This is a genomic window from Anaeromusa acidaminophila DSM 3853, from assembly GCF_000374545.1.
Taxonomy (GTDB): Bacteria; Bacillota; Negativicutes; order Anaeromusales; family Anaeromusaceae; genus Anaeromusa; species Anaeromusa acidaminophila.
In genome coordinates, this window is the sequence record NZ_KB894596.1 from 64,621 (window position 1) to 85,489 (window position 20,869).

A 20,869-nucleotide genomic window follows, 5' to 3' on the forward strand; every position below is an offset into this window, starting at 1 on the left:
CATATGAATCAAAAGCATTGATCGGGAAAAGTAATTGTGTAATCTACAGTCCAGCGAGCCGATGACCGGGGAACCGGAGGTGTGATGATCGGCCTGACAGAACGCAATGAATGGTCCCAGGAGCTGTCCGCTGAACGGTTACAAGTAGGCGGTACCGGAAGCCCCCGTTATCGCAGGCTAGGATATCGGTTCGTAGAACCCGTATCTAAAGAAAGGGAAAGCAGCGCTTTCTGAACCAGGGTGGTAACGCGAAACCATTTCGCCCCTATTGAGGGATGAAATGGTTTTTTTGTATCCTGGCGGAAGAGTAATGTTTTCCAAAAGAGGGTGGCACCACGAGCCTTTCGTCCCTTTAAGGACGGGAGGCTTTTTTATTTTGCCTAAAAGCGGGCAGGCCAGTGAGTAAAAGGAGGCGCAATTATGTTTAAAGAACTGTTGCAACGCGTAGTAGCCGGGGAAGATTTAAATCGTCAACAAGCGCAGGAAGCCATGCGGGCCATTATGAGCGGCGAGGTGGGAGAAACCGCATTGGCGGCTTTTCTGACGGCCTTGCGTATGAAGCAGGAAACGCCGGAAGAAGTTACCGGTTTTGCGACGGCTATGCGCCAATTAGCGCAGCCGCTGCAGGTTGAGGGCGGTACGCTGGACACCTGCGGTACTGGGGGCGATGGCGCAGGCACTTTCAATATATCGACGACAGTAGCCTTCGTTTTGGCTGGCGCAGGCGTAAAAGTGGCCAAACATGGCAACCGGGGTGTTTCCAGCAAGAGCGGCAGCGCCGATGTGCTGCAGGCCTTGGGAGTGGAAGTCGAATTGCCTCCGGCAGCGGTAGCTAAGTGTATAGAGGAAACCGGTATTGGCTTTTTGTTTGCGCCGCAGTTCCATATGGCGATGCGCCATGCGGCTAAGACAAGACGAGAACTTGGGTTTCGTACCGTCTTTAATCTGTTGGGGCCCTTGACCAATCCTGCCGGAGCGGAATACCAGCTGCTGGGCGTGTACCAACGTTCGCTGACGCGGGTGGTTGGTGAAGCGTTGGCGGCGCTAGGGGCTAAACGAGCGATGGTGGTGCATAGCTTAGATGGTTTGGATGAGCTTTCAACGGCGGCGCCAAACCAGGTCACCGAAGTAGTAGAAGGGAAAGTAAACTCGTATTTGCTGGATGCGGCGGATTTAGGCTTTGCTTCGGCGAAAATCGAAGATTACATCGGCGGTACGCCGGTGGAAAACGCGGTCATTACAGAAGCCATTCTGCGCGGTGAAAAAGGGCCGAAGCAGGACGTGGTGCTTCTGAACGCGGCGGCGGCGCTACTGGTGACCGGCAAAGCGGAAACGCTGCTGGAAGGCGTTGAGATGGGCCGGCGTATTTTGGAATCGGGAGCCGCCTTGGCTAAGCTGGAAGAATTGCGCCGAGTCAGTCAAAAGGTTAAGGAGCTTTCAGCATGAAAATCAAAATCTGCGGTTTGCGGCGTCCAGAGGAAGCGGATGTGGTTCGCGCCTGCGGCGGCGATTACCTTGGCGCTGTCTTTGCGACAAGTCCTCGACAGGTTGACGTATTGCAAGCGCAGGCTCTTTTTGCAGTAGCGGGAACGGTGGGGCGAGTCGGGGTTTTTCAAAACGCACCGCTGGCGCAGGTGCAAGAAATTGCGCAGGCTTGTCAGTTGGATTTAGTTCAACTGCATGGCGAAGAAAATGAAGTCTATGCTCGTGCGGTGGGGAGGCCGGTACTGCGCAGCGTTCCTGTAACGCCTGGCGAGGCGGTGGCGAAGGAACTGCTGCAGCGAAGCGGCTATGCCGGGCTGTTGCTGGATACCAAGCTGTCAGGACAAAGCGGCGGTACTGGAACGACATTTGACTGGAAAGATCTGCAGGCGTTGCGGCGGGAAGCAATGTCGCCGTTATGGGTGGCTGGCGGTTTGACAGCGGCCAATGTAGCAGAAGCCATTCGAATGCTGCGGCCGGACGGCGTGGACGTGTCCGGCGGCGTGGAGAGCAGCCGGGGAGTAAAGGATTGCGCGGCCATAGCGGCTTTCATTGCTGCAGCGCGTAAAGCGGAGGAGGATTATCTTGCTGAACCATATTGTGGAGAACAAGCGCCTAGTGGTGGCCGAAGCGAAACGGAAGCGTCCATTACGGCGAGAAGATATAAAAACAAAAGGTGATTTTCGCTTGCGTCGGGCGATTGCAGAAAGAGAGTGGTCGCTGATTGCCGAGTGCAAGCTGGCTTCACCGGCGAAGGGCCGCTTGACGGCGCGCTACAGTGTGGTGGAATTGGCGAAGCTTTATGAGAAAAACGGCGCGGCGGCTCTTTCCGTGCATACGGATGCGCATTTTTTAGGCCGTTTGGAGGACATCGCAGCGGTCAAGGCAGCCACCTCGTTGCCAGTGCTGCGTAAAGAATTCATTGTCGATGAGTATCAACTCTATGAAACCGCGTTGGCTGGAGCTGATGGCGTGCTTTTAATTGCGGCGGTACTGCAAGCGGAGGAATTGAAACGATACCAAGAGATTGCGGAAGACTTGGGGTTGGATTGTTTGGTGGAAGTGCACGGGCCCGCCGAATTGCCGGCGGCTCTGGCTGTACAGGCGCCGCTTTTGGGCATTAACAATCGGGATTTAACGACCTTTCGCACGGATGTAGAGCATACCTTTCAACTGTTGCCGCAGTGCGCTGGACAGCTGGTTATTAGTGAAAGCGGTATTAAAAACGGCGAGGATGCCCGGCGATTACGCCAAGCCGGCGTAAAAGGAATTTTAGTGGGCGAGGGTTTAGTGGTGGCGGACGATGTGGCTGCGATGACTCGAGAAATGGCTTTGATGGAATAAGAGCCTTGCCGCGAGGGCGGATGGCTGGATAGGATGGATGTGCGATGAATAAGATGATGAGCGAGGCGGAGTTTTGCGAGCTGGCCGGACAGTATGATTACGTGCCGGTGCATGTATTGCTGCCGGGGGACCGGGAAACGCCGATCTCTTTATATGAAAAATTGGTTGGCGACGGCCAAGGCTTCTTGCTGGAAAGCGCAGAAGCCAACCGTACCTTCGGACGGTATTCCTTTTTAGGATTTCATCCGGAATGGCGCTTGACAGGCCGAGCCAAGGAAACGGTGGTGGAGACGCAGCAGGGCGAAGAGATTCTTGCCTTGCCGCCTCTGGAGGCGCTGCGCGAAGTTCTAGGACGCTGCCGTGTACCCGATATTGCAGGACTTCCTCCGTTGCGGGGCGGCTTTGTCGGCTATCTAGCCTTTGAAGGCGTAACAACTTGGGAACGGGTACGGGGGATGAACGTGCCTGACGATATGGTGCTGCTGGAAGCCTTCTTTTGTCGCGATATGGCAGTGCTGGATCATTTAACTCATTCGGTGGCTTTGATTACCTGGAGCCGCGGCGGCAGCGAACTGGCAGCGGCTTATGAACAGGCTTGCTCGCGCCTGGAGACCATGCAGGCGGCCCTGAATGCGCCCGGAAAAGAGTTGCAGCAGACTTTGCCCGGTGTAGCGCTGACGCGCGAAGCCAAGGCGGAAACCTTTCTGGAAGGAGTGCGCAAGGTCAAGGAGCATATAGTCGCTGGCGATACCTTTCAGACGGTGTTATCCTTGCCGTTTCACCGGCCGCAGCGCTGTCATCCCTTTCAGTTGTATCGCCGCTTGCGGCGAGTGAATCCTTCGCCGTACATGTTTTATCTGCAGTTTGGCCGTAAACAGCTGGTAGGCGCTTCACCGGAGATGCTGGTGCGAGTGGAAGATGACATGGTGAGTACCTATCCGATTGCAGGTACAAGACGCCGCGGTGCAGACCGGAGGGAAGATGCGGCGCTGGAAGCGGAGCTTGTGGCCGATCCCAAAGAGCGGGCGGAACACGCCATGCTAGTTGATTTGGGGCGTAATGATCTAGGACGCGTAAGTATGCCGGGAACGGTAGAAGTGACGCGGATGATGCAAGTGGAATACTTTTCCCATGTTATGCACATGGTGTCGGAAGTGCAAGGCAAACTGGCGGCGGATAAAGACGCCATTGCGGCTCTGCAGGCTTGTTTTCCTGCTGGTACGGTCAGCGGTGCGCCGAAGGTGCGGGCTATGGAGATCATTGCTGAGCTGGAAGACGAGCCGCGCGGCGTTTACGCTGGGGCGGTAGGATATTTTGACTTCCGCGGTTCCATGGATACTTGCATTGCCATTCGCACCATGGTAGTGGAGGCTGGCATTGTAACGGTGCGGGCTGGTGCAGGTCTTGTAGCCGATTCGACGCCGGAAGGCGAGCTGGAAGAAGTGCGGCATAAGGCGGAAGCCTTACTGCGGGTGTTAAGGGAGGTAGAGCGCGATGTGGACGCTGATTGATAACTATGATTCCTTTACGTACAATCTGTACCAGGCGCTGTGTAAATTGGGCGCTGAGGTGCGGGTAGTGCGCAATGATGTAATGACGGCCGCTCAGGCTGGCGCGGGCAGCGAGGGAATTATTCTTTCTCCTGGCCCGGGCACCCCGGCGGATGCCGGCATCTGCGCGGAAGCGGTGCGGCTTTTTGCAGGAAAGCTGCCGATCTTGGGCGTATGCTTGGGGCATCAGACCATTGGAGAGGTATTTGGCGCTAAAGTAGTGAGGGCTCCGCAGCCCATTCACGGTAAGGTCAGTAAAATCCGGCATAAAGCGAAAGGGATATTCGCCGGTATGCCCCAAGGCCTAGAAGTAGGACGCTATCATTCGTTAGTGCTGGAAGCCTCGTCCATACCGGATTGCCTGGAAGTGACGGCCACGACGGAAGACGGGCTGGTCATGGCGGTGCAGCATAAAAACTATGCGATTACAGGCATTCAGTTTCATCCGGAATCCATTTTGACGCCGCAAGGGGAAGCCTTATTGCAAAAGTTTTTAGAAAATCACGGTACATTACGGAATGTAGCTGCCGAAAAAGAGCAGCAAGTAGGATAGGGGAGGAAACGCCATGCTGATGCAAAGAAAAGCAGGACAACTAACAACCATCGTGCGCGTAGGAAACGCTCGAATCGGCGGCGCTCAGCCGGCGGTTATGGCCGGGCCTTGCGCGGTGGAATCTAGAGAGCAACTGCTGGCTGCGGCTCGTTTAGTCAAGGCAGGCGGGGCGCAGATGCTGCGCGGCGGCGCCTTTAAGCCGCGCACATCTCCGTACGCTTTTCAAGGGTTAGAAGAACAAGGGCTGCGGTTACTGGCGGAAGCCAGAGAAGAAACCGGCTTAGCAGTAGTCACGGAAGTTATGGAGGCGGCGGCAGTGCCTCTTGTGGCTTCCTATGCAGACATGCTGCAGGTAGGGGCGCGCAATATGCAGAACTTTGCCCTCTTAAAGACGCTGGGCAAAGCCGGTAAGCCGGTCCTGCTGAAACGAGGGTTGTCGGCAACCATTGAGGAATGGCTATGTGCGGCGGAATATATTCTAGAAGCCGGCAACAATCAAGTCGTACTTTGCGAGCGGGGCATCCGCACCTTTGAGACGCACACGCGCAATACCCTGGACTTGGGAGCGGTGGCGGCTGTGAAGGGACTGAGCCACCTGCCTGTGATTGTCGATCCCAGTCACGGAACCGGGCGGCGGGAACTTGTGCATTCTATGACGCTGGCGGCCCTGGCAGCCGGAGCGGATGGCGCGCTGATTGAGGTCCATCCTTGTCCGGAAGAGGCCCTGTGCGACGGGCCGCAGTCGTTGCCGCCCATGGAGTATTTGGAACTGATGGATGATGTGCGCTTTTTCGGCAGGCTGCATAAGCGCGGCCGCCGCGGCTTGGAAAAGGCCGTATAGCAGATTTTTATGTTGCGGCAGCTGCCAGGTTTTTGCGACACGATTTCCGCACGACTCGCAAAAATAGGAGTCGACGGCAGTTCCGCGAACTCGCTGGCGCTCAGGCATACGGAACTGTTCTCCGGCGTCTCCTGTTTTTGCGTCCGGAGGACCGTCTTGCTCCAAAAAAGTCGCAAAACACCGGCGGCTGCCATAACTCATTTCGTACCCTCGCTCTACTCTCTTTACTCCAGTTTAATATCCGTAACCCTCTGTGCTCCGTTCCCATAAAAACCTAAACCGCGCAAGCGGTTTTTTCTTTTGGCGGCAAGAAAAGTAAGGTACAATATAGAGGAAGTTGATTAATACAGGAGCCAAAGAAAATGAATGCACTTTCTTTTTTTGCACCGACCAAGCAAGGGGTGTTTTTGCGTCGCCCTAACCGTTTTGTAGCGGAATGTTTGCTGGATGGCAAGACGGTGCGCGCGCACATGCCCAACCCGGGGCGCATGCGGGAATTGCTGTTTCCTGGCGTGACCATGTGGCTGGCAGAAGGAAACGAAGCGAAACGCGCGACCGCTTATTCGGTAGTGGCGGTAGAGCGGGACAATCAGCCGGTGGTTTTGGAGACGCTGGCTTCTAATCGGATCGCTCGGGAATTGTTGACGCGTCGGGCTGTTCCTGGATGGGAAGACTGGCAGGTAACAGCGGCGGAAGTTCGGGAAGGAAATCATCGCTTTGATTTTCTGCTAGAAAATAGCAAGAAGGAAACCATGCTGTTGGAAGTAAAATCCTGCACTCTTTTTGGAGAAACCGGAGCCATGTTTCCCGATGCAGTGACGGCTCGAGGCAGCAGCCATGTACGGACGTTAACCGAGTTGGCTCAAAATGGACAGCGCTGCGGAGTGTTGTTTATTGTCCATGCTGCGCAGGCGCAATGGTTTTTGCCGGAATACCATACAGATCCTGATTTTGCCGCGGCCCTGGCGGCAGCAAGGCCGTACGTAGATATTCGCGCTATGAGTATTTCATGGAAGCCGGGGTTTATTCTAGGCGATGCGAAAAAATTGGATATCCCTTGGAATGTATATGAGCGGGAAGGCGCTGATGGCGGCGTATATATGGCTTTTTTAGAAGTACTTGCCGATTGCAGGCTGCAAATTGGCTCTTTGGGAGAGCGTGAGTTTCGGGCGGGTCATTATGTATATGTCGGCTCTGCGGCGAGAGGCTTGGAGGCTCGCATTGCCAGACATGGGCGGCTGCGCAAAAAGATGCATTGGCATTTTGATTATTTGAGGCAAGCCGCGGTCTGGAAAGGGGCGCTGCCCATTCGTACTCAAGAGAAGCTGGAATGTTCTTTAGCCAAAGCGGTGCATGAGCTAGCGTCAGGAGAAGTTGCCGGTTTTGGCTCTTCAGACTGTCATTGCGGGAGTCATTTGTTTTATTTTGAGCAAGAACCGCAGAAACAAAAAAGTTTTCAAGATCTATTTCAGCGGTTTCGCATAGATCGGCTGCAGGGGATTCTAAAAAAATGAAGCAAGAATGTTCGATTCTTACTTGAGTTGCAGCTCATCCTTTGCTACTATGATATATATGGATTATTTTGGAGAAGTTGGTCGTCCTTCGTCCCCCGGGGCGAATGATGCCGGAATGGGGGAAGGATATGATCGGTTTTGACGAAACAATGCTGAACTTCGCAAAAATAAAGGTGGCTGGCGTCGGAGGCGGCGGCAGCAATGCAGTTAACCGCATGATGGATATGGGGTTGTCTGCCGACTTTATTGTGATGAATACAGATGCGCAGGCGGTGCAATCTTCGCCTGCCAATCAGCGTTTACAGCTTGGAGATAAGGTGACTAAAGGACTTGGCGCGGGCGCTAATCCAGGCGTTGGCGAACAGGCTGCATTAGAAAGCAGGGCGGATATTCTTAAAGCGCTGGATGGCGCCGATATGGTTTTTGTTACGGCCGGCATGGGCGGCGGTACGGGAACAGGGGCAGCGCCGATCGTTGCTCAATGCGCCAGAGAAGTAGGCGCCTTGACTGTAGGTGTAGTAACCTATCCGTTTTCTTTTGAAGGAAAACGGCGCATGGTTAAAGCGGAACAGGGCGTAGCGAAACTGCGTGAACATGTAGATACGCTGATCACCATTTCGAATGATCGCTTGTTGAAAATTGCTTCGCGCCAAACCAGTTTACTGGATGCATTCTGCATGGCTGATGACGTTCTGAAACAAGGCGTGCATAGCATCGCTGGGTTGATTTCCAAGCCGGCGATGATCAACTTGGACTTTGCCGACGTGCAGTCGGTCATGTCTTCTTCCGGTCAGGCTTTTATGGGTATTGGCATGGGCAAAGGCGAGGACCGGGCGATGGATGCTATGCAAAAAGCAATGCATAGCCCTCTTTTAGGCATTTCTGTCGAAGGCGCAAGAGCTGTATTGGTTAATGTGACCGGCAGTCAGGATATGAGCTTGCTCGAAGTGAATGAAGCAGTGGGCTTGTTGACGGATGCCGTAGACGAAGACGCTAATATTATTTTTGGCGCTGATATTGATGAGACGATGGGCGATGATGTGCGAATTACAATTATTGCTACTCGTTTTGGGCAGGAACCAGGGGCGGCTGCCTCGGTAAAAGCGCCTGAAGCAAAAACGGACTTTAGTTTGTCAGGAGGAATGGAAATTCCTCAATTTATGCGCCGCGGTTAAACCAATTGTAAGAGAATAAAAAGGTCTCCAAGACATGTCGTCTTGGAGACCTTTTACGTTAGGGCCGTAGTGGGTTTTTCATAGTTAGGACTCGGCTGGTTTGTTTCTTCGCTTTTTTGCGAGGTTCCTTTATGCTCGCAGCTCATAAAGAAGGGTGATGAAAACTTCCGTGATCTGCGGGTCGAATTGGAGTCCTGCTTGTTTTTGGAGTTCAGCAATCGTCTCTTCAAAGGAAAGCGCTGGACGATAAGGGCGGTCATGGCGCATCGCTTCATAGCTGTCAATTAGACTGAGCATGCGCACGCTGGCGGGGATGTCAGCGCCTTGTAAGCCCATGGGGTAACCAGTGCCGTCCCAACGTTCGTGGTGCTTTAAAATCCAGTCGCCGATGCTGGACAACTCAGGTATGCTTTCGACCAAACGTTGGCCTACTTCTGGATGCCGATGAATGTGTCTGCGATCTTCTTCGCTAAGCGGATCTTTCGAGGAGAGAATGCTTTCGCTGACGCTTAAGAGCCCGATGTCGTAATAACGGACGGCTGCTTGCAATTGCGGGATTAAAGAATCCGGAAGTTGAAGTTTTTGCGCCAGTTTTGTAATCAGCATTTGCATATGCTGAATATCCTTTTGGTGCGTTCCTTCGTGCCCCTGGACTTTACGCAAAAAGCTATTGAGAATAAGGCGGCGCGCGGATTCACGGTGCTGGCTTTTGTCGTTATACATGTGATTGTCCGCTTGCCGGAAAGCATCTTCTAAAGAAGTAATTTCCGGGGTGGCAATGGCGTATCCTGTGGCTATGCTCAAAGGGAGCTCTGGATGCTCTTGATTGTATGCGGAGGCTGCTGTGCGAAGGCGGTTGAGGAGGTTGCCTAATTGTTGGTCGGTGCTGTTAGGCAAGAGAGCGGCAAATTCATCGCCGCCGATGCGGGAAACAATGTCGTCGCCACGGAAATGCAAACGTAAGAGAGACGCTACATTGCAAATCAGGGCGTCGCCGCTGGCGTGTCCCAGAGTATCGTTGATCAACTTGAGGCCATTGACATCAATAATAACAATGCCGATAGGTTGACGACTGCTGCTTAAACGTTGCATTTCTCCTTCGAAGAAGGTGCGGTTAAAGAGGCCTGTAAGTTGATCATGCATGCTGAGATGACGTAACTCATCTTCCATTTTCTTGCGTTCGCTAATATCTAAAATGGTGCCAATCAAGGCTGGCTGTCCGCCAAGCGTGCCGAGGGAGGCGTAAATTTCTGCGAAGATAACCTGTCCATCACGGCGGATCAGCTTGACTTCGTAATTTTCATCGACAAGCTCGCCTGCCAAGCGGTCCTTCATGCGTTGCTGCACTTCCAGAAGGTGGTCAGGGTGGATAATATCATGTACAGGCATGCCGCCGCTGAGCTCGCCAAGTTCATAGCCAAGCAAGTCTGCTAGACGAGGATTTGCGTACATAATGCGATTGTCTAAGATGCCATAAACACCAACCATGGATTTTTCGACAAGTGTGCGATAACGCGCTTCTGTTTCTGTGACTACTTTATTGACAATATCCATGGTTTCCAACATCGTAGAAAGCTTTTCCGCATTGGCATTGAGTGTTTCCCCCAAATGACGCAGCTCGGTGGGGGCCAGAAGTAAATTTTGCTTGGAAAGGCGGGCCATATAATTCCCCTTGCGGTATTCTTCGGCCAAATGCATTAAATGTCGCAAGGGGCGCAGGAACATCTCCTGACCTAAAAAAAGCAGCAGCAGCGCGAGGATTATCACAAGGCCTAGGCCAATAAGCAGCATGCGCAGCTTATTTTCATGATGCTGATAGGCTTCCTTTTGATCCATTTCGCAAAATAGGATCCAATCATGAATCTCCAATGGTTTGAATACGGCAACGACATTTTGGCCTAAATAGTCCGTATATGTACCAACACCTTGTTTCGATTGCTGCGCCTGTATGAAGCCGTCTAGACGTCGAATCAGCGAACTGGGGATGTCTAAGGCGGCTCCGGCGATTATCGTGCCGTCCGGAGCGGCAATATACATTTTTCCCGTTGTTCCAAAATGAACGGAAGTTAAAATGTTTTGTAAGTGGCTAAGCTGTGTTGTGCTGGTAATCACGCCGCGAATGCTTCCGTCCTCGTCATGGACGGGAGAAGCAAACACAATGACGGGACGTCCGGTGGTGCGATCTGTTAAGACATTGCTTAAGATAACTTTACCTTGCTTGGCTTGTTGGAAATAATCGCGGTCGCCAAGGTAGAGGTTTAGAGGACCATGCACGGAAGCTCTGGCGATGCCGCTGGCATCGATAAAGGTCAAGGCGGTAAAGTTGTTTTGGACGCGAAACGTCTCATCCAGAACTAATTGAATGTCTGCAGAGGTTCCTTGTCTTACGGAAGGAAGATTGCTTAAAAGTTCAATGAAATTGGACTGCTCTGTAAACCAACGTTGTACGTTGGCGTTTTGAATATCTGTGATATATTGTAGTTCTCGATAAACAGAAGGGTCGGAGATAGGCGAAGAAGTACGTTCTTGTAAGGGAAGCAACAGCAATAAGGGCGTAAAAACAAGTAAAGCGGAGCTGAAAAGCAGCCGCGATTGCATATCGTCTAAGCGCAGTCTATTGAGCAGATATGCAATGATATCACGCCAGTTCATTGTGCCACCTCCTAACCTCCATATAATAAAAATAATTAATTCGCAGTATTTTAGAAAAATCCTGCTCGGTGATAGGACAAAAATACTGCTGAAAAGACAATGGGCCTATTAACACTTTTATTCTATGTATAAAGAAAGTAAAAGATAGTTTTTTCTAGCGCGAAACCTTGCGTTGGAAAGGGGCTTCCTGTATAATGTATCGGGTTGTGTTAAGAAACTGCCTAGGCATACGCCTAATCGACATGTGCTGACGTTATGACAGTGAAGCCCAAGTAGCTTGGATGTTTCTTAGTAAACGTGCAACCAAAGAAAGGAAGGCTGCCATGTCTAGTCAATTTGATGTTGCTATTATCGGTGGTGGTCCTGCTGCTATTTTTGCAGCGTATGAGCTGACTTTAAAAAATCCATGCCCGAAAGTGGCGCTGGTGGAAGCAGGACAGGATATCTATAACCGTCGTTGTCCGATCGCTGAGAAGAAAGTTTCGCAGTGTATTAATTGCAAACCTTGCAGTATTATGCGCGGCTTTGGAGGCGCTGGGGCTTTTTCCGACGGAAAATACAATTTGACGACCGAATTTGGCGGTTGGCTGCATGAATACCTTGATGATGAAGAAGTCATGGACTTGATTTACTATATTGATGCCGTCAATTGTTCTTATGGTGCCCCTTCAGAATGCTTTACTACGCAAAACAGTCATTTAAAGCGGCGAGCCTTGGCATATGATCTGCATTTGCTCGAAGGCACGGTCCGGCACTTGGGCACTGAAAACAATCTGCAGATCTTGAAAAATATTTATGAAGAACTAAAAGGAAAAGTATCCTTTTTCTTTCGCACGCAAGTGGAAGAAATTTTGCCGCAAGGAGAAAATCAAGGCTTTGTGCTCAAGGCGAAAGGCGAAATAGAAGAACTTCGTTGTGACACTTTAATCGCTGCGCCTGGGCGGGCTGGCGCCGAATGGTTTTCAAAACAGTGCCAAGCTTTGAAGTTGCCTGTATTCAACAACCAGGTTGATGTAGGCGTGCGTGTAGAGATTCCTGCAGAAGTATTTCAACAAATTACCGATGAAGTATATGAAGCAAAATTAGTGTATCGCACGAAACAATATGGTGATTTAGTTCGCACTTTTTGCATGAATCCTAAGGGCTATGTGGTAGCGGAAAATACGGATGGAATCATCACCGTGAACGGCCATAGTTACCGAGATGAAGCGTTGCACAGTAAAAATACCAATTTTGCGTTGCTTGTAAGCAATCGCTTTACCGAACCCTTTAATGAGCCGCATCAATACGGCAAGCGTATTGCCTCGTTTTCCAACATGCTGGGCGGCGGCGTGCTGGTACAACGCTTCGGAGATTTGATAAAAGGCAGACGAACCAATGAACATCGTCTGGGGCAAAGCTTTACGCGCCCAACCTTGGATGCAGTTCCAGGCGATTTAAGCCTAGTGCTTCCTAAGCGTCATTTAGACAATATTATTGAAATGATTTACGCTTTGGACAAAGTTGCCCCTGGGATGGCGAACAATGATACCTTGCTCTATGGCGTAGAGGTTAAATTTTACAGTTCCAGATTGGAACTGAGTAATTTATTGGAAACAAAATTACCCGGTATGTTTGCTATTGGCGACGGCGCCGGGGTGACTAGGGGCTTATCGCAGGCCAGCGCTAGCGGGGTCTATGTGGCGCGCACGATTTTGACGCGCTGGAAAAAGACGCTCTAGGGCTAGCCGGACGCCGCAAATTGCGGTATCATTATATTATAGAACTGATTAGCAAGAGGGGACCGCGAGCGGCGCCCCTCTTGACTTATATGTATTCTATTTTAAATGACCGATGCGGGAGGGGATTATGATGGATTTATGGATGACAGAGTGGCAAACCCAGCATTTGGGAATGTCGGCGCGCATAAAGGAAACTTTGTTTTCGGGGCGTTCTTCGTTTCAAGAGATTGCTGTGGTGGAATCGGAACCGTTCGGAAGGATGTTAGTCTTGGATGGCGTGTTTCAGACCAGCTTGTTTGATGAATTCATTTATCATGAGATGATGGCTCACGTTTCGTTGAGTACACATCCAAGACCCGAACGAATCTTGATTATTGGCGGCGGAGACGGCGGGACGGCGCGGGAAGTACTGCGGCATCCAAGTGTGGAAAAGGTAGAAATGATAGAAATCGACGGCATGGTCGTGGATGTCTGTAAAAAATTTTTACCGGAAATCAGCGCCGCTCTTATTGCTGGATCGCCGCGTCTGGAAGTGAAGATTGGCGACGGAATTCAGCATATGAGCCAAGCGGAAAACGAGTATGATGTTATCATTGTGGATTGTTCGGATCCAATCGGCCCGGGAGAAGGTCTATTTACTAAGGCTTTTTATCGGGACGTTTATCGGGCTTTAAAAGCGGACGGCCTTTTTGTGCAACAAACAGAGTCGCCTTTTTATCACCAGGATCTGATACAGCGCCTTTGGCTGGATGTTGAGGAGTTGTTTCCTGTAGCAAGGATGTATTTGGCTCACATTCCGCTGTATCCGGGGGGGATGCATTCCTTCACAATGGGTTCTAAAAAAGCGGACCCATTGGAGACGGCTTTGCGTCCGTTGCCTTTCCGTACGCGGTATTTTAATGAGTCAATTTATCATAGCTGTTTTGCATTGCCAAACTTTGTGCAAGAATTACTGACCGAAAAAGCGAAATAAGTAAAGCAACAGCAAAGAAAATGCAAATTTCCTATTGCCAAGCGGTTCATCCTGCTATATAATAACAAACGTCGCCGATGATTCGGCACTATTCCTCGATAGCTCAATCGGTAGAGCACGCGGCTGTTAACCGCGGGGTTGTAGGTTCGAGTCCTACTCGAGGAGCCATTTTGGCCCGTTGGTCAAGCGGTCAAGACACCGCCCTTTCACGGCGGGAACAAGGGTTCGATTCCCTTACGGGTCACCATTTGAAAAGAAAAGCCATCGCAATGCGGTGGCTTTTTTGTATAACTAAAACTATTCTAATAACCAGCGAAGATAAATAAATTGGCAGGAAATGGACGGAATAAGACGAAGTAATATCGAATGTAGAAAACGGGGTGGAAATTATATGGTGCAACGGTTGAAAAAGTCCATCGGCGCTTTTTTAGTTATCTTAGTTATTGGCATTTGGGGCTTTATGACTTTTGAAGAGCTTTCTTTTTTGGACGCTCTGTATGTAACTGTTGTGACGCTGGCTACAGTGGGCTACGGCGATATTGCGCCAGTTACTCCCGAAGGACGTATTTTTGTTATCTTCTTTATTGTTGCCGGTTTTTCCGTAACCTACTATACATTAATAATGGTAGTATCTTTACTGTTGGAAGGCCAAATACGTGATTTATTGGGGAGGCGGGGCATGGAGCGCAGTATTAGTAAAATGCAAGATCATATTATCGTGTGCGGCGCAGGCAAGGTGGGCAGCAATGTGGTGCAGTCGCTATTAGAAAAAAAAGAACCCTTTGTGGTTATCGAAAAAGACGATATTGTTTACCAAACCTTGCGTGAAGAAAAAGTATTAGTTCTCCATGGCGACGCCACCTTAGACAGCGTTTTGCTGCAGGCGGGCGTGGCTGAAGCCAAGGGGGTCATTGCGGCCTTGTCGGATGATGCTGATAATGTCTATGTGACGTTAACCGCGAGAAGCTTAAACCCTACCGCACATATTGTAGCGAGAGCCGAGCGGTTGGAGGCGGAGAATAAACTGCGCATTGCCGGGGCGAACCAGGTTATTGTACCGTCGGTGATGGGCGCGCGCCAGATGGTGGCTTCCATGACACGACCGGTGTTTGTTGATTTTGTAGAGAATGTTTTGCATAACGAAGAGTTGCCTATGGATTTTTCCGAAGTAACGATAACGGAGACCTCTTCTTTTGTGGGCAAACGTTTTGCAGAAAGCCAGATTAAAGAACGTTTTCACTCGATTGTTATTGCCTTGCGCCGAGGAGAAGAGCTTATGAGCAATCCGCATGCACAGGAGCGCATTCAAGTGGGTGATGTTCTGTTGGTTCTAGGGCCGACAGAGTATTTGGATGAACTGCAGCATTTCGCGCAAAGCAGCGAAAAATAGGAGGACTTATGGAAACGAAAGAACGCAGGGCGGCCTTGCAGAAACGTTTGCAAACATCCCCGGACGCGTTGACAGGTACGGCGTTAGCGCAAGAATTTGGCGTAAGCCGGCAGGTAATTGTCGGTGATATTGCTATTTTACGTGCTGCGGGAGGCCGGATCGTTGCGACGCCGCAAGGATATTGGATACCTAAGGAAAATGTCAAACAAACTATTCAGGCTACGCTGGTTTGCCGGCACGATAATGCGCAATTGGCTGCCGAACTTTTTGCGGTGGTGGATCGAGGCGGATGTATACTGGATGTAGCAGTAGAGCATCCGCTGTATGGAGAATTAAAAGGGGCTTTGCGTCTTTCGTCGCGACGTGATGTGGAACGTTTTTTGCACAATTTGGGCGAAGCGCAGGCAGAGCCATTATCATTACTGACTGGCGGCGTGCATTTGCACACGATAGAAGTGCCAGACAAGGAAACTTTACACGAAATAGAAGCTGAATTAGCCCGAATGGGAATTTTGGTTCGTTAGATAGATAGAGAAAGCTTGCTTTTGCGAAAGCAAGCTTTTATAATAGCAATTAGTGACAAGACAACTGTAAAGACTGATGGCTCGAGTAAGTGGAAGGTACGTACTGTGAAATAAATAAACATACAAAAGGTGGTTGGAGGAATGGATGTAATTAGTCGTATGGAACGCATACCTACAGGAGCGTTTCATTATCGCTTGTTGGCTTTAACAGGCTTGGGTTGGATGTTTGACGCTATGGATACGGGGTTGATTGCGTTTGTACTGCCCGCCTTGTCTAAAGCGTGGGGGCTGTCGACGGCGCAAATGGGCTATATTGGCAGTATGGGTCTGGTTGGGATGGCGCTAGGGGCTGTTTTAGCCGGCGCGGCAGCGGATCGCTTTGGGCGACGCAAGCTTTTTGCGGCAACCCTTGTTTTGTATAGTGTGGCTACTGGCTTGTGCGGTATTGCCTGGAATTATGAGTCTTTGTTGGTATTTCGTTTTTTAGTAGGCTTTGGATTGGGCGGACAGCTGCCTGTGGCAGTAACGCTAGTTAGTGAATTTTCACCGCCGAAAGATCGCGGCAAGATGATTGTTTTGCTGGAAAGCTTTTGGGGCTGTGGTTGGCTGATTGCCGCCTTGGTAGCGTACTTGGTGATTCCCTATTATGGCTGGCATGTGGCTTTTTTATTGGGCGCGGTTCCGGCTTTGTATGTTTTTTGGATCTGGCGCTGGGTGCCGGAGTCAGTACGGTATCTGACAGCGCAGGGACGCTTGGAGGAAGCTCACGCGATTGTCTGCGATATGGAGCGACGTGGCGGCCTAGCGGTTTGCCAAGAAGCGGTAGCGCCCCAAAAAGCTACAGTAACGACTCGTATTGCTTTTAGAGAGCTGTGGACGCCGCAGTTCATGAAACGGACCCTGGTGCTTTGGGTAATCTGGTTTGGTATTGTGTATTCGTATTACGGTATTTTCACCTGGTTGCCTTCATTAATGGTAGGACAGGGGCATACGGTGGTAAAGACCTTTGAGTATGTATTGCTAATGACTGTAGCACAGCTGCCTGGTTATTTTACGGCGGCATATTTGGTAGACCGTCTGGGGCGCAAAGGAACCCTGGCGTCCTTTCTGTCGTTGAGCGCTCTATGCGCTTACTTTTTCGGACAAGGCGGTTCCAGCGGCGAGCTGCTTTTTTGGGGAAGTTTTATGTCTTTCTTCAATCTGGGAGCCTGGGGCGTGGTCTATACCTATACGCCGGAACTTTATCCGACGCGGATGCGCGCCTTTGGTTCCGGCTGGGCTGCAGCCGTAGGTCGAGTTGGAGGTATCTTGGCGCCGTCCGTAGTAGGCTGGTGCCTCTCGTTTGGCGGTTCTATTGCGCAGGTATTTGGCATGTTTACCTTGGTCATGCTTGTTACGGCGGCGGTGATTTGGATTTGGGGAGAAGAAACACGCGGGTTGCGCCTGGATGCGAATGAATAGGGAAAAGGATGGACAATATAACTAGAGTATGATATAATTCCTCTCGTGACTCAAGCATATGCGCCCGTAGCTCAGGGGATAGAGCACCGGCCTCCGGAGCCGGGAGCGCAGGTTCGATTCCTGCCGGGCGCACCATAGTAAAAGCAAGCCTTCTAGCGATTTCGCTGGAAGGCTTTTTTGTGTAAAAACTGCTTATCCGCTGCTTATTTAGAGAGAAATGATAGCAAATATGGTGAAGTGAATGCAAATTGAAATAATAGTGGACTATCTATTGGGATATCTATATGGAAAAAGTATCGATTTATAATCGTAGTAGCATTATACTTTTTTATGGTCCTGGAGAAACAGATCTATCTTCGGCTCGTAGTGCTATCTAAATTGACAGCTTTGTCAAAATGGAAGTAGCGCACAAGGGACGACCTTCCTTTTAGAGATTATGGCGATATCTACGTTGTCTAATTCTTCTTTGATGATACCAATGAACGCGAGGTTACGCTAGGCACAGCCTGATTTAGCTGATTTTGAATGAGTTCCAGATAGGTGTCGTGCTTAGGATGATGATATCCAAAATGTTTTTGAATATTCTTCACGGAAGAGAAAGACTGAATTATTTTTTTGAGCATAAAAATAGACGATCTATAGTGAAAATGTATTTCTGATTGACATTTTTCAGGAAAAGTCTTACTATGTAGTCGTAGATAAATGTAGGGGGTGTTTTAGCTATGAATCCATCGGGATACAAGATTAAGGCAACGGATAAATTTATTAGTGTTATTACAAAGTGTGTGAGTGATGCAGTGGGAGATGATATTAAAGGAGACATAAAATCCCATGGTTTGGTTACGCAAAACAGTACTCCTACAAGAATATGGGACCTACTAAACACCAATATTTGTAAAAATTTTAACCAAATTGATATTATTGCTAACCCTACCAAAAGAGGGCCATGGGAAATGGTTCCGATTTTCGAAAGAAATACTGGAATTGTATATTCATTAATGAGGGAACAGCGTTTTGAATTATTAAAGAAGGAATTTCCGAAAAGAAGAAATGCGCACTATATTGATGCATTTGCTAGATCATTAAATGCTGATTTATGTGCAGCTAAAAATCAGTTATTGTTATTTCCATTATGCGAAAAAAAGTTTAACAATGAAGAATTCATTCAGGAAATCATCGAAAAGATATTTCGTGACCTCGGGGTGCCGAATGAGTTAGTAAGGCATCATGCATTGATATTATTCAGTAGCTTTAATAATGAGTTAGCATCGCTACGATGCTGTGTGGTTGATAGTAATTTAGGAATAGTCGATGAAGTTGACTGGAGCAACTATATTAAGGCTAGTGAAAGTATAATAGCTGGTAAAGCTCTTGATAGGGCATCGGTATATGTTGAGCCGAGTGGTGGTTTAAAATACAAGCAGAAAGCAAAAGATAAGATGGGTCAAAAAAGGCCTGCGGAACGAAAGAAGCTTGATGGCGAAGATAAAATTATTACGTAATTAAGCAGCAGTTTATTTGGAGGAATAATATGCGTACCATAAAGCAATTTAATGGAGAACGGTTAAAGTCTGCAAGAATTTATCGTGGATTAACGGTGGCTGAATTAGCTGAGAGACTACAACTTCAAAGACAAACAATTTCCATGTATGAGAATGATAAATTGAAAAATCCGGAGTATTCAACAGTAAAGAGAATGAGTGATGTTCTGGGGTTTCCTCCTGATTTTTTTCTGGAAGAGAATGCAATGAAACTAAAAGTAGGATCTACCTACTTTAGAGCATTGCTAACAACCAATAAGAAGTATCGCAATCAGCAGATTCAAAAGATGAATTTTATTTCAACAATATACTCCTTCTTGAATGAATATATTGAATTTCCTGCCTTTAATCTTCCGTCAATACAGAATGAGATAGATCCAGAAGAAGCTGCCAAAAACCTTAGAGACTTTTGGAAGCTTGGTGATAAGCCTATTGATAATATCGTCTATCTAGTCGAACAAAACGGGATATTAGTAACAAGTTTTGATACTGATACTGCCGACATAGATGCTTTTAGTCAAATGATCGATTTGAATGAGAGCACAATATTTTTGATTGGCTACTCCAAAAATAAAGGTACTGCCGCTCGGATTCATTTTGATGTTGCTCATGAATTGGGCCATATTCTGTTACATGAATGGAGTGAAGACATAGAAACTTTATCGAAAGATGAATTTAAGGAGCGGGAAAATCAAGCCCATGAATTTGCTTCAGCATTTTTATTGCCCAAAGAAGCATTTGTTGCTGATGTGGGGGCATATGCTAATAATCTTTCATATTATATTGAGCTAAAGAGAAAGTGGAAAGTCTCAATATCTGCGATGATAAGGCGATCATACAATTTAGGTCTGATTGATTATTCAACTTATCAACAGTTAATGCGGACAATGCAGAAAAAAGGTATCAAGAAGCAAGAGCCCTTAGATGATCTTTTATTTACGTCGACACCTTCGCTATTAAAGACAGCAGTACAGATGCTTATAGAGGGTGGTGTGATAACTCCAAAAGAATTTTTATCTGAATTAGCTAGAGATTTTAACCTTAGTTTTACTTCAAGTGAAGTAGAATATCTTTTGGATTTACCAAAAGATATTCTTAAAATTTCAAATGTTATTCCAATGCATAAGCTGAATGTCAAGTGAATTTTTATAGAAGAAACTTATATTACGAAACCTGAGTGATTTCGGAGTTGGAGTGGAATAATAAGTAGAAAGGAGGGGGATTTTGAGTAAAGAGAGGAATTTGAAAAATGGATTTATTTATTATTTTATAAATATAATTCTTATTTCTTTTAATAAAATTAACCTAGTTGAGCTTTTTAAAACGATTGCTAGAAGTCTAGTAAAAGAGACAAACAAACAAATTGAGAGTCAAAATATTGCGATTGATATTTTTATTGTTAGTAAGTGGTTGTTTGTTTTTATTCTATGGATAAATTATATCGATGGCTATTGGTATAGGCTATTTACATGGTATCTAATAATTACAAATTTGCACACGTACTTTTATTACCATGTTTGGCATATACGAGCGGTTACGAATGAACAGGTGTCGCCTGAACGGATGAGAAGACGATTTATAAATCTTTTGTTAGCTATTGCTTTTTCTGTCTTTTCCTATGCATATCTTTATCAAGTATGTTACTCTAATCATTTTGAGGGGTGGCCAGAAAATTATTCTTTTTGGTTGACGTCTCTTTTCTTTAGTTTAACAAACTCTGTAAAAGGTTCAGGACTCTTAGTTCCGATAACTGAGCAAGGACTATTAATTATGGCTTCGCAGTTTGCTACTACTTATATGTTTTTGGCAATAATGATTTCTCGTTCTGTTCCTCAATTTGACAAAAAGAAAGTGGCATGCCCCCCGAAAATCGAGCCAGATTTTAAGTTAGAAAAAAGTATGCTAGACTAACTTAAAAAGGAGCGAAAAACATGGGGAAGAAAAGGTATACGGCAGAACAAATCATCGTGCATTTAAGAGAAGCGGAAATCCTGTGCGGACAAGGAAAGACGATTGCTGAAACCTCACGGCAGCTCGGAGTAACAGAGCAAACGTATTATCGTTGGCGTAAGCAATACGGAGGAATGACTTCTTCCGATGCTAAAAAGCTGAAAGAACTTGAGAAAGAAAACTCTCGTTTGAAGAAGC

At 48.2% G+C, this 20,869-nt stretch carries 18 protein-coding genes, 3 tRNA genes and 1 other annotated feature; of the genes, 20 read left to right on the forward strand and 1 reads right to left on the reverse strand.

The genetic code is table 11. The annotated features are described in order from the left end of the window. Positions 1-8 precede the first annotated feature (8 nt). Positions 9-270 (forward strand) — a binding site (T-box leader). Between the two features lie 150 nt (positions 271-420). The 8 genes from trpD to ftsZ all read left to right on the forward strand — a co-directional run bounded on the left by trpD (position 421) and on the right by ftsZ (position 8,459). Beyond that, positions 421-1,446 carry an anthranilate phosphoribosyltransferase gene (gene trpD / locus C508_RS0111925; RefSeq protein WP_018703804.1) on the forward strand — a complete coding sequence of 342 codons (1,026 nt, stop codon included), beginning with the start codon at positions 421-423 and terminating at the stop codon, positions 1,444-1,446. Then, entirely contained in the window at positions 1,443-2,162 is a 720-nt protein-coding gene (locus C508_RS18495) for a phosphoribosylanthranilate isomerase (RefSeq protein WP_018703805.1), read from the forward strand. Before trpD ends, C508_RS18495 begins: the two co-directional genes overlap by 4 nt. Beyond that, positions 2,068-2,826, forward strand: coding sequence for an indole-3-glycerol phosphate synthase TrpC (gene trpC / locus C508_RS0111935; protein WP_026319501.1), 759 nt, complete (start codon positions 2,068-2,070; stop codon positions 2,824-2,826). The genes C508_RS18495 and trpC overlap by 95 nt, the downstream gene beginning before the upstream one ends. Positions 2,827-2,870: 44 nt before the next feature. Beyond that, positions 2,871-4,337, forward strand: coding sequence for an anthranilate synthase component I family protein (locus tag C508_RS0111940; protein WP_018703807.1), 1,467 nt, complete (start codon positions 2,871-2,873; stop codon positions 4,335-4,337). After that, positions 4,321-4,929 (forward strand): anthranilate synthase component II, encoded by a 609-nt coding sequence (locus C508_RS0111945; RefSeq protein WP_018703808.1) that lies wholly within the window; start codon positions 4,321-4,323, stop codon positions 4,927-4,929. The genes C508_RS0111940 and C508_RS0111945 overlap by 17 nt, the downstream gene beginning before the upstream one ends. 13 nt (positions 4,930-4,942) lie before the next feature. Continuing rightward, positions 4,943-5,770 (forward strand): 3-deoxy-7-phosphoheptulonate synthase, encoded by an 828-nt coding sequence (gene aroF, locus C508_RS18500; protein ID WP_018703809.1) that lies wholly within the window; start codon positions 4,943-4,945, stop codon positions 5,768-5,770. Between the two features lie 362 nt (positions 5,771-6,132). Next, on the forward strand, positions 6,133-7,284 hold the full coding sequence (sfsA, locus tag C508_RS0111955) for a DNA/RNA nuclease SfsA (RefSeq protein WP_018703810.1): 1,152 nt from the start codon (positions 6,133-6,135) through the stop codon (positions 7,282-7,284). 128 nt (positions 7,285-7,412) lie between these two features. Further along, positions 7,413-8,459, forward strand: a complete 1,047-nt coding sequence (ftsZ, locus tag C508_RS0111960; RefSeq protein WP_018703811.1) for a cell division protein FtsZ — start codon at positions 7,413-7,415, stop codon at positions 8,457-8,459. 129 nt (positions 8,460-8,588) lie between these two features. On the opposite strand, the gene C508_RS0111965 is transcribed toward ftsZ, so the two are convergent. Then, the gene (locus C508_RS0111965) at positions 8,589-11,111 is read right to left on the reverse strand and encodes an HD domain-containing phosphohydrolase (RefSeq protein ID WP_018703812.1); all 2,523 of its coding nucleotides are present in this window, start codon (positions 11,109-11,111) and stop codon (positions 8,589-8,591) included. Between the two features lie 323 nt (positions 11,112-11,434). On the opposite strand from C508_RS0111965, the gene C508_RS0111970 reads away from it, so the two are divergent. The 12 genes from C508_RS0111970 to C508_RS0112025 form a co-directional block, all read left to right on the forward strand. After that, positions 11,435-12,832 (forward strand): NAD(P)/FAD-dependent oxidoreductase, encoded by a 1,398-nt coding sequence (locus C508_RS0111970; protein WP_018703813.1) that lies wholly within the window; start codon positions 11,435-11,437, stop codon positions 12,830-12,832. 127 nt (positions 12,833-12,959) lie between these two features. After that, positions 12,960-13,805: a polyamine aminopropyltransferase gene (gene speE / locus C508_RS0111975; protein WP_281167290.1), complete on the forward strand. Its 846-nt coding sequence runs from the start codon at positions 12,960-12,962 to the stop codon at positions 13,803-13,805. A 92-nt stretch (positions 13,806-13,897) separates the two neighbouring features. Beyond that, positions 13,898-13,973: transfer RNA gene (locus tag C508_RS0111980), tRNA-Asn, on the forward strand. Positions 13,974-13,977: 4 nt separating this feature from the next. Beyond that, positions 13,978-14,052 (forward strand) — tRNA-Glu (locus C508_RS0111985). A gap of 144 nt (positions 14,053-14,196) precedes the next feature. After that, on the forward strand, positions 14,197-15,195 hold the full coding sequence (locus C508_RS0111990; RefSeq protein ID WP_018703815.1) for a potassium channel family protein: 999 nt from the start codon (positions 14,197-14,199) through the stop codon (positions 15,193-15,195). An 8-nt stretch (positions 15,196-15,203) separates the two neighbouring features. Beyond that, positions 15,204-15,719, forward strand: coding sequence for a transcription repressor NadR (locus tag C508_RS0111995; RefSeq protein WP_018703816.1), 516 nt, complete (start codon positions 15,204-15,206; stop codon positions 15,717-15,719). A 141-nt stretch (positions 15,720-15,860) separates the two neighbouring features. Further along, positions 15,861-17,180, forward strand: a complete 1,320-nt coding sequence (locus C508_RS0112000) for an MFS transporter (protein ID WP_018703817.1) — start codon at positions 15,861-15,863, stop codon at positions 17,178-17,180. A gap of 60 nt (positions 17,181-17,240) precedes the next feature. Next, a tRNA-Arg gene (locus tag C508_RS0112005) sits at positions 17,241-17,315 on the forward strand. Between the two features lie 587 nt (positions 17,316-17,902). Further along, the gene (locus C508_RS0112010) at positions 17,903-18,682 is read left to right on the forward strand and encodes a DUF5986 family protein (protein WP_018703818.1); all 780 of its coding nucleotides are present in this window, start codon (positions 17,903-17,905) and stop codon (positions 18,680-18,682) included. 29 nt (positions 18,683-18,711) lie between these two features. Then, complete coding sequence (locus C508_RS0112015) at positions 18,712-19,863, forward strand: helix-turn-helix domain-containing protein (RefSeq protein ID WP_018703819.1); 1,152 nt, start codon at positions 18,712-18,714, stop codon at positions 19,861-19,863. An 82-nt stretch (positions 19,864-19,945) separates the two neighbouring features. Beyond that, positions 19,946-20,632, forward strand: a complete 687-nt coding sequence (locus tag C508_RS0112020; RefSeq protein ID WP_018703820.1) for a hypothetical protein — start codon at positions 19,946-19,948, stop codon at positions 20,630-20,632. Between the two features lie 20 nt (positions 20,633-20,652). Beyond that, the coding region (locus C508_RS0112025) for a transposase (RefSeq protein WP_018702838.1) at positions 20,653-20,869 on the forward strand (217 nt) is incomplete at its 3' end.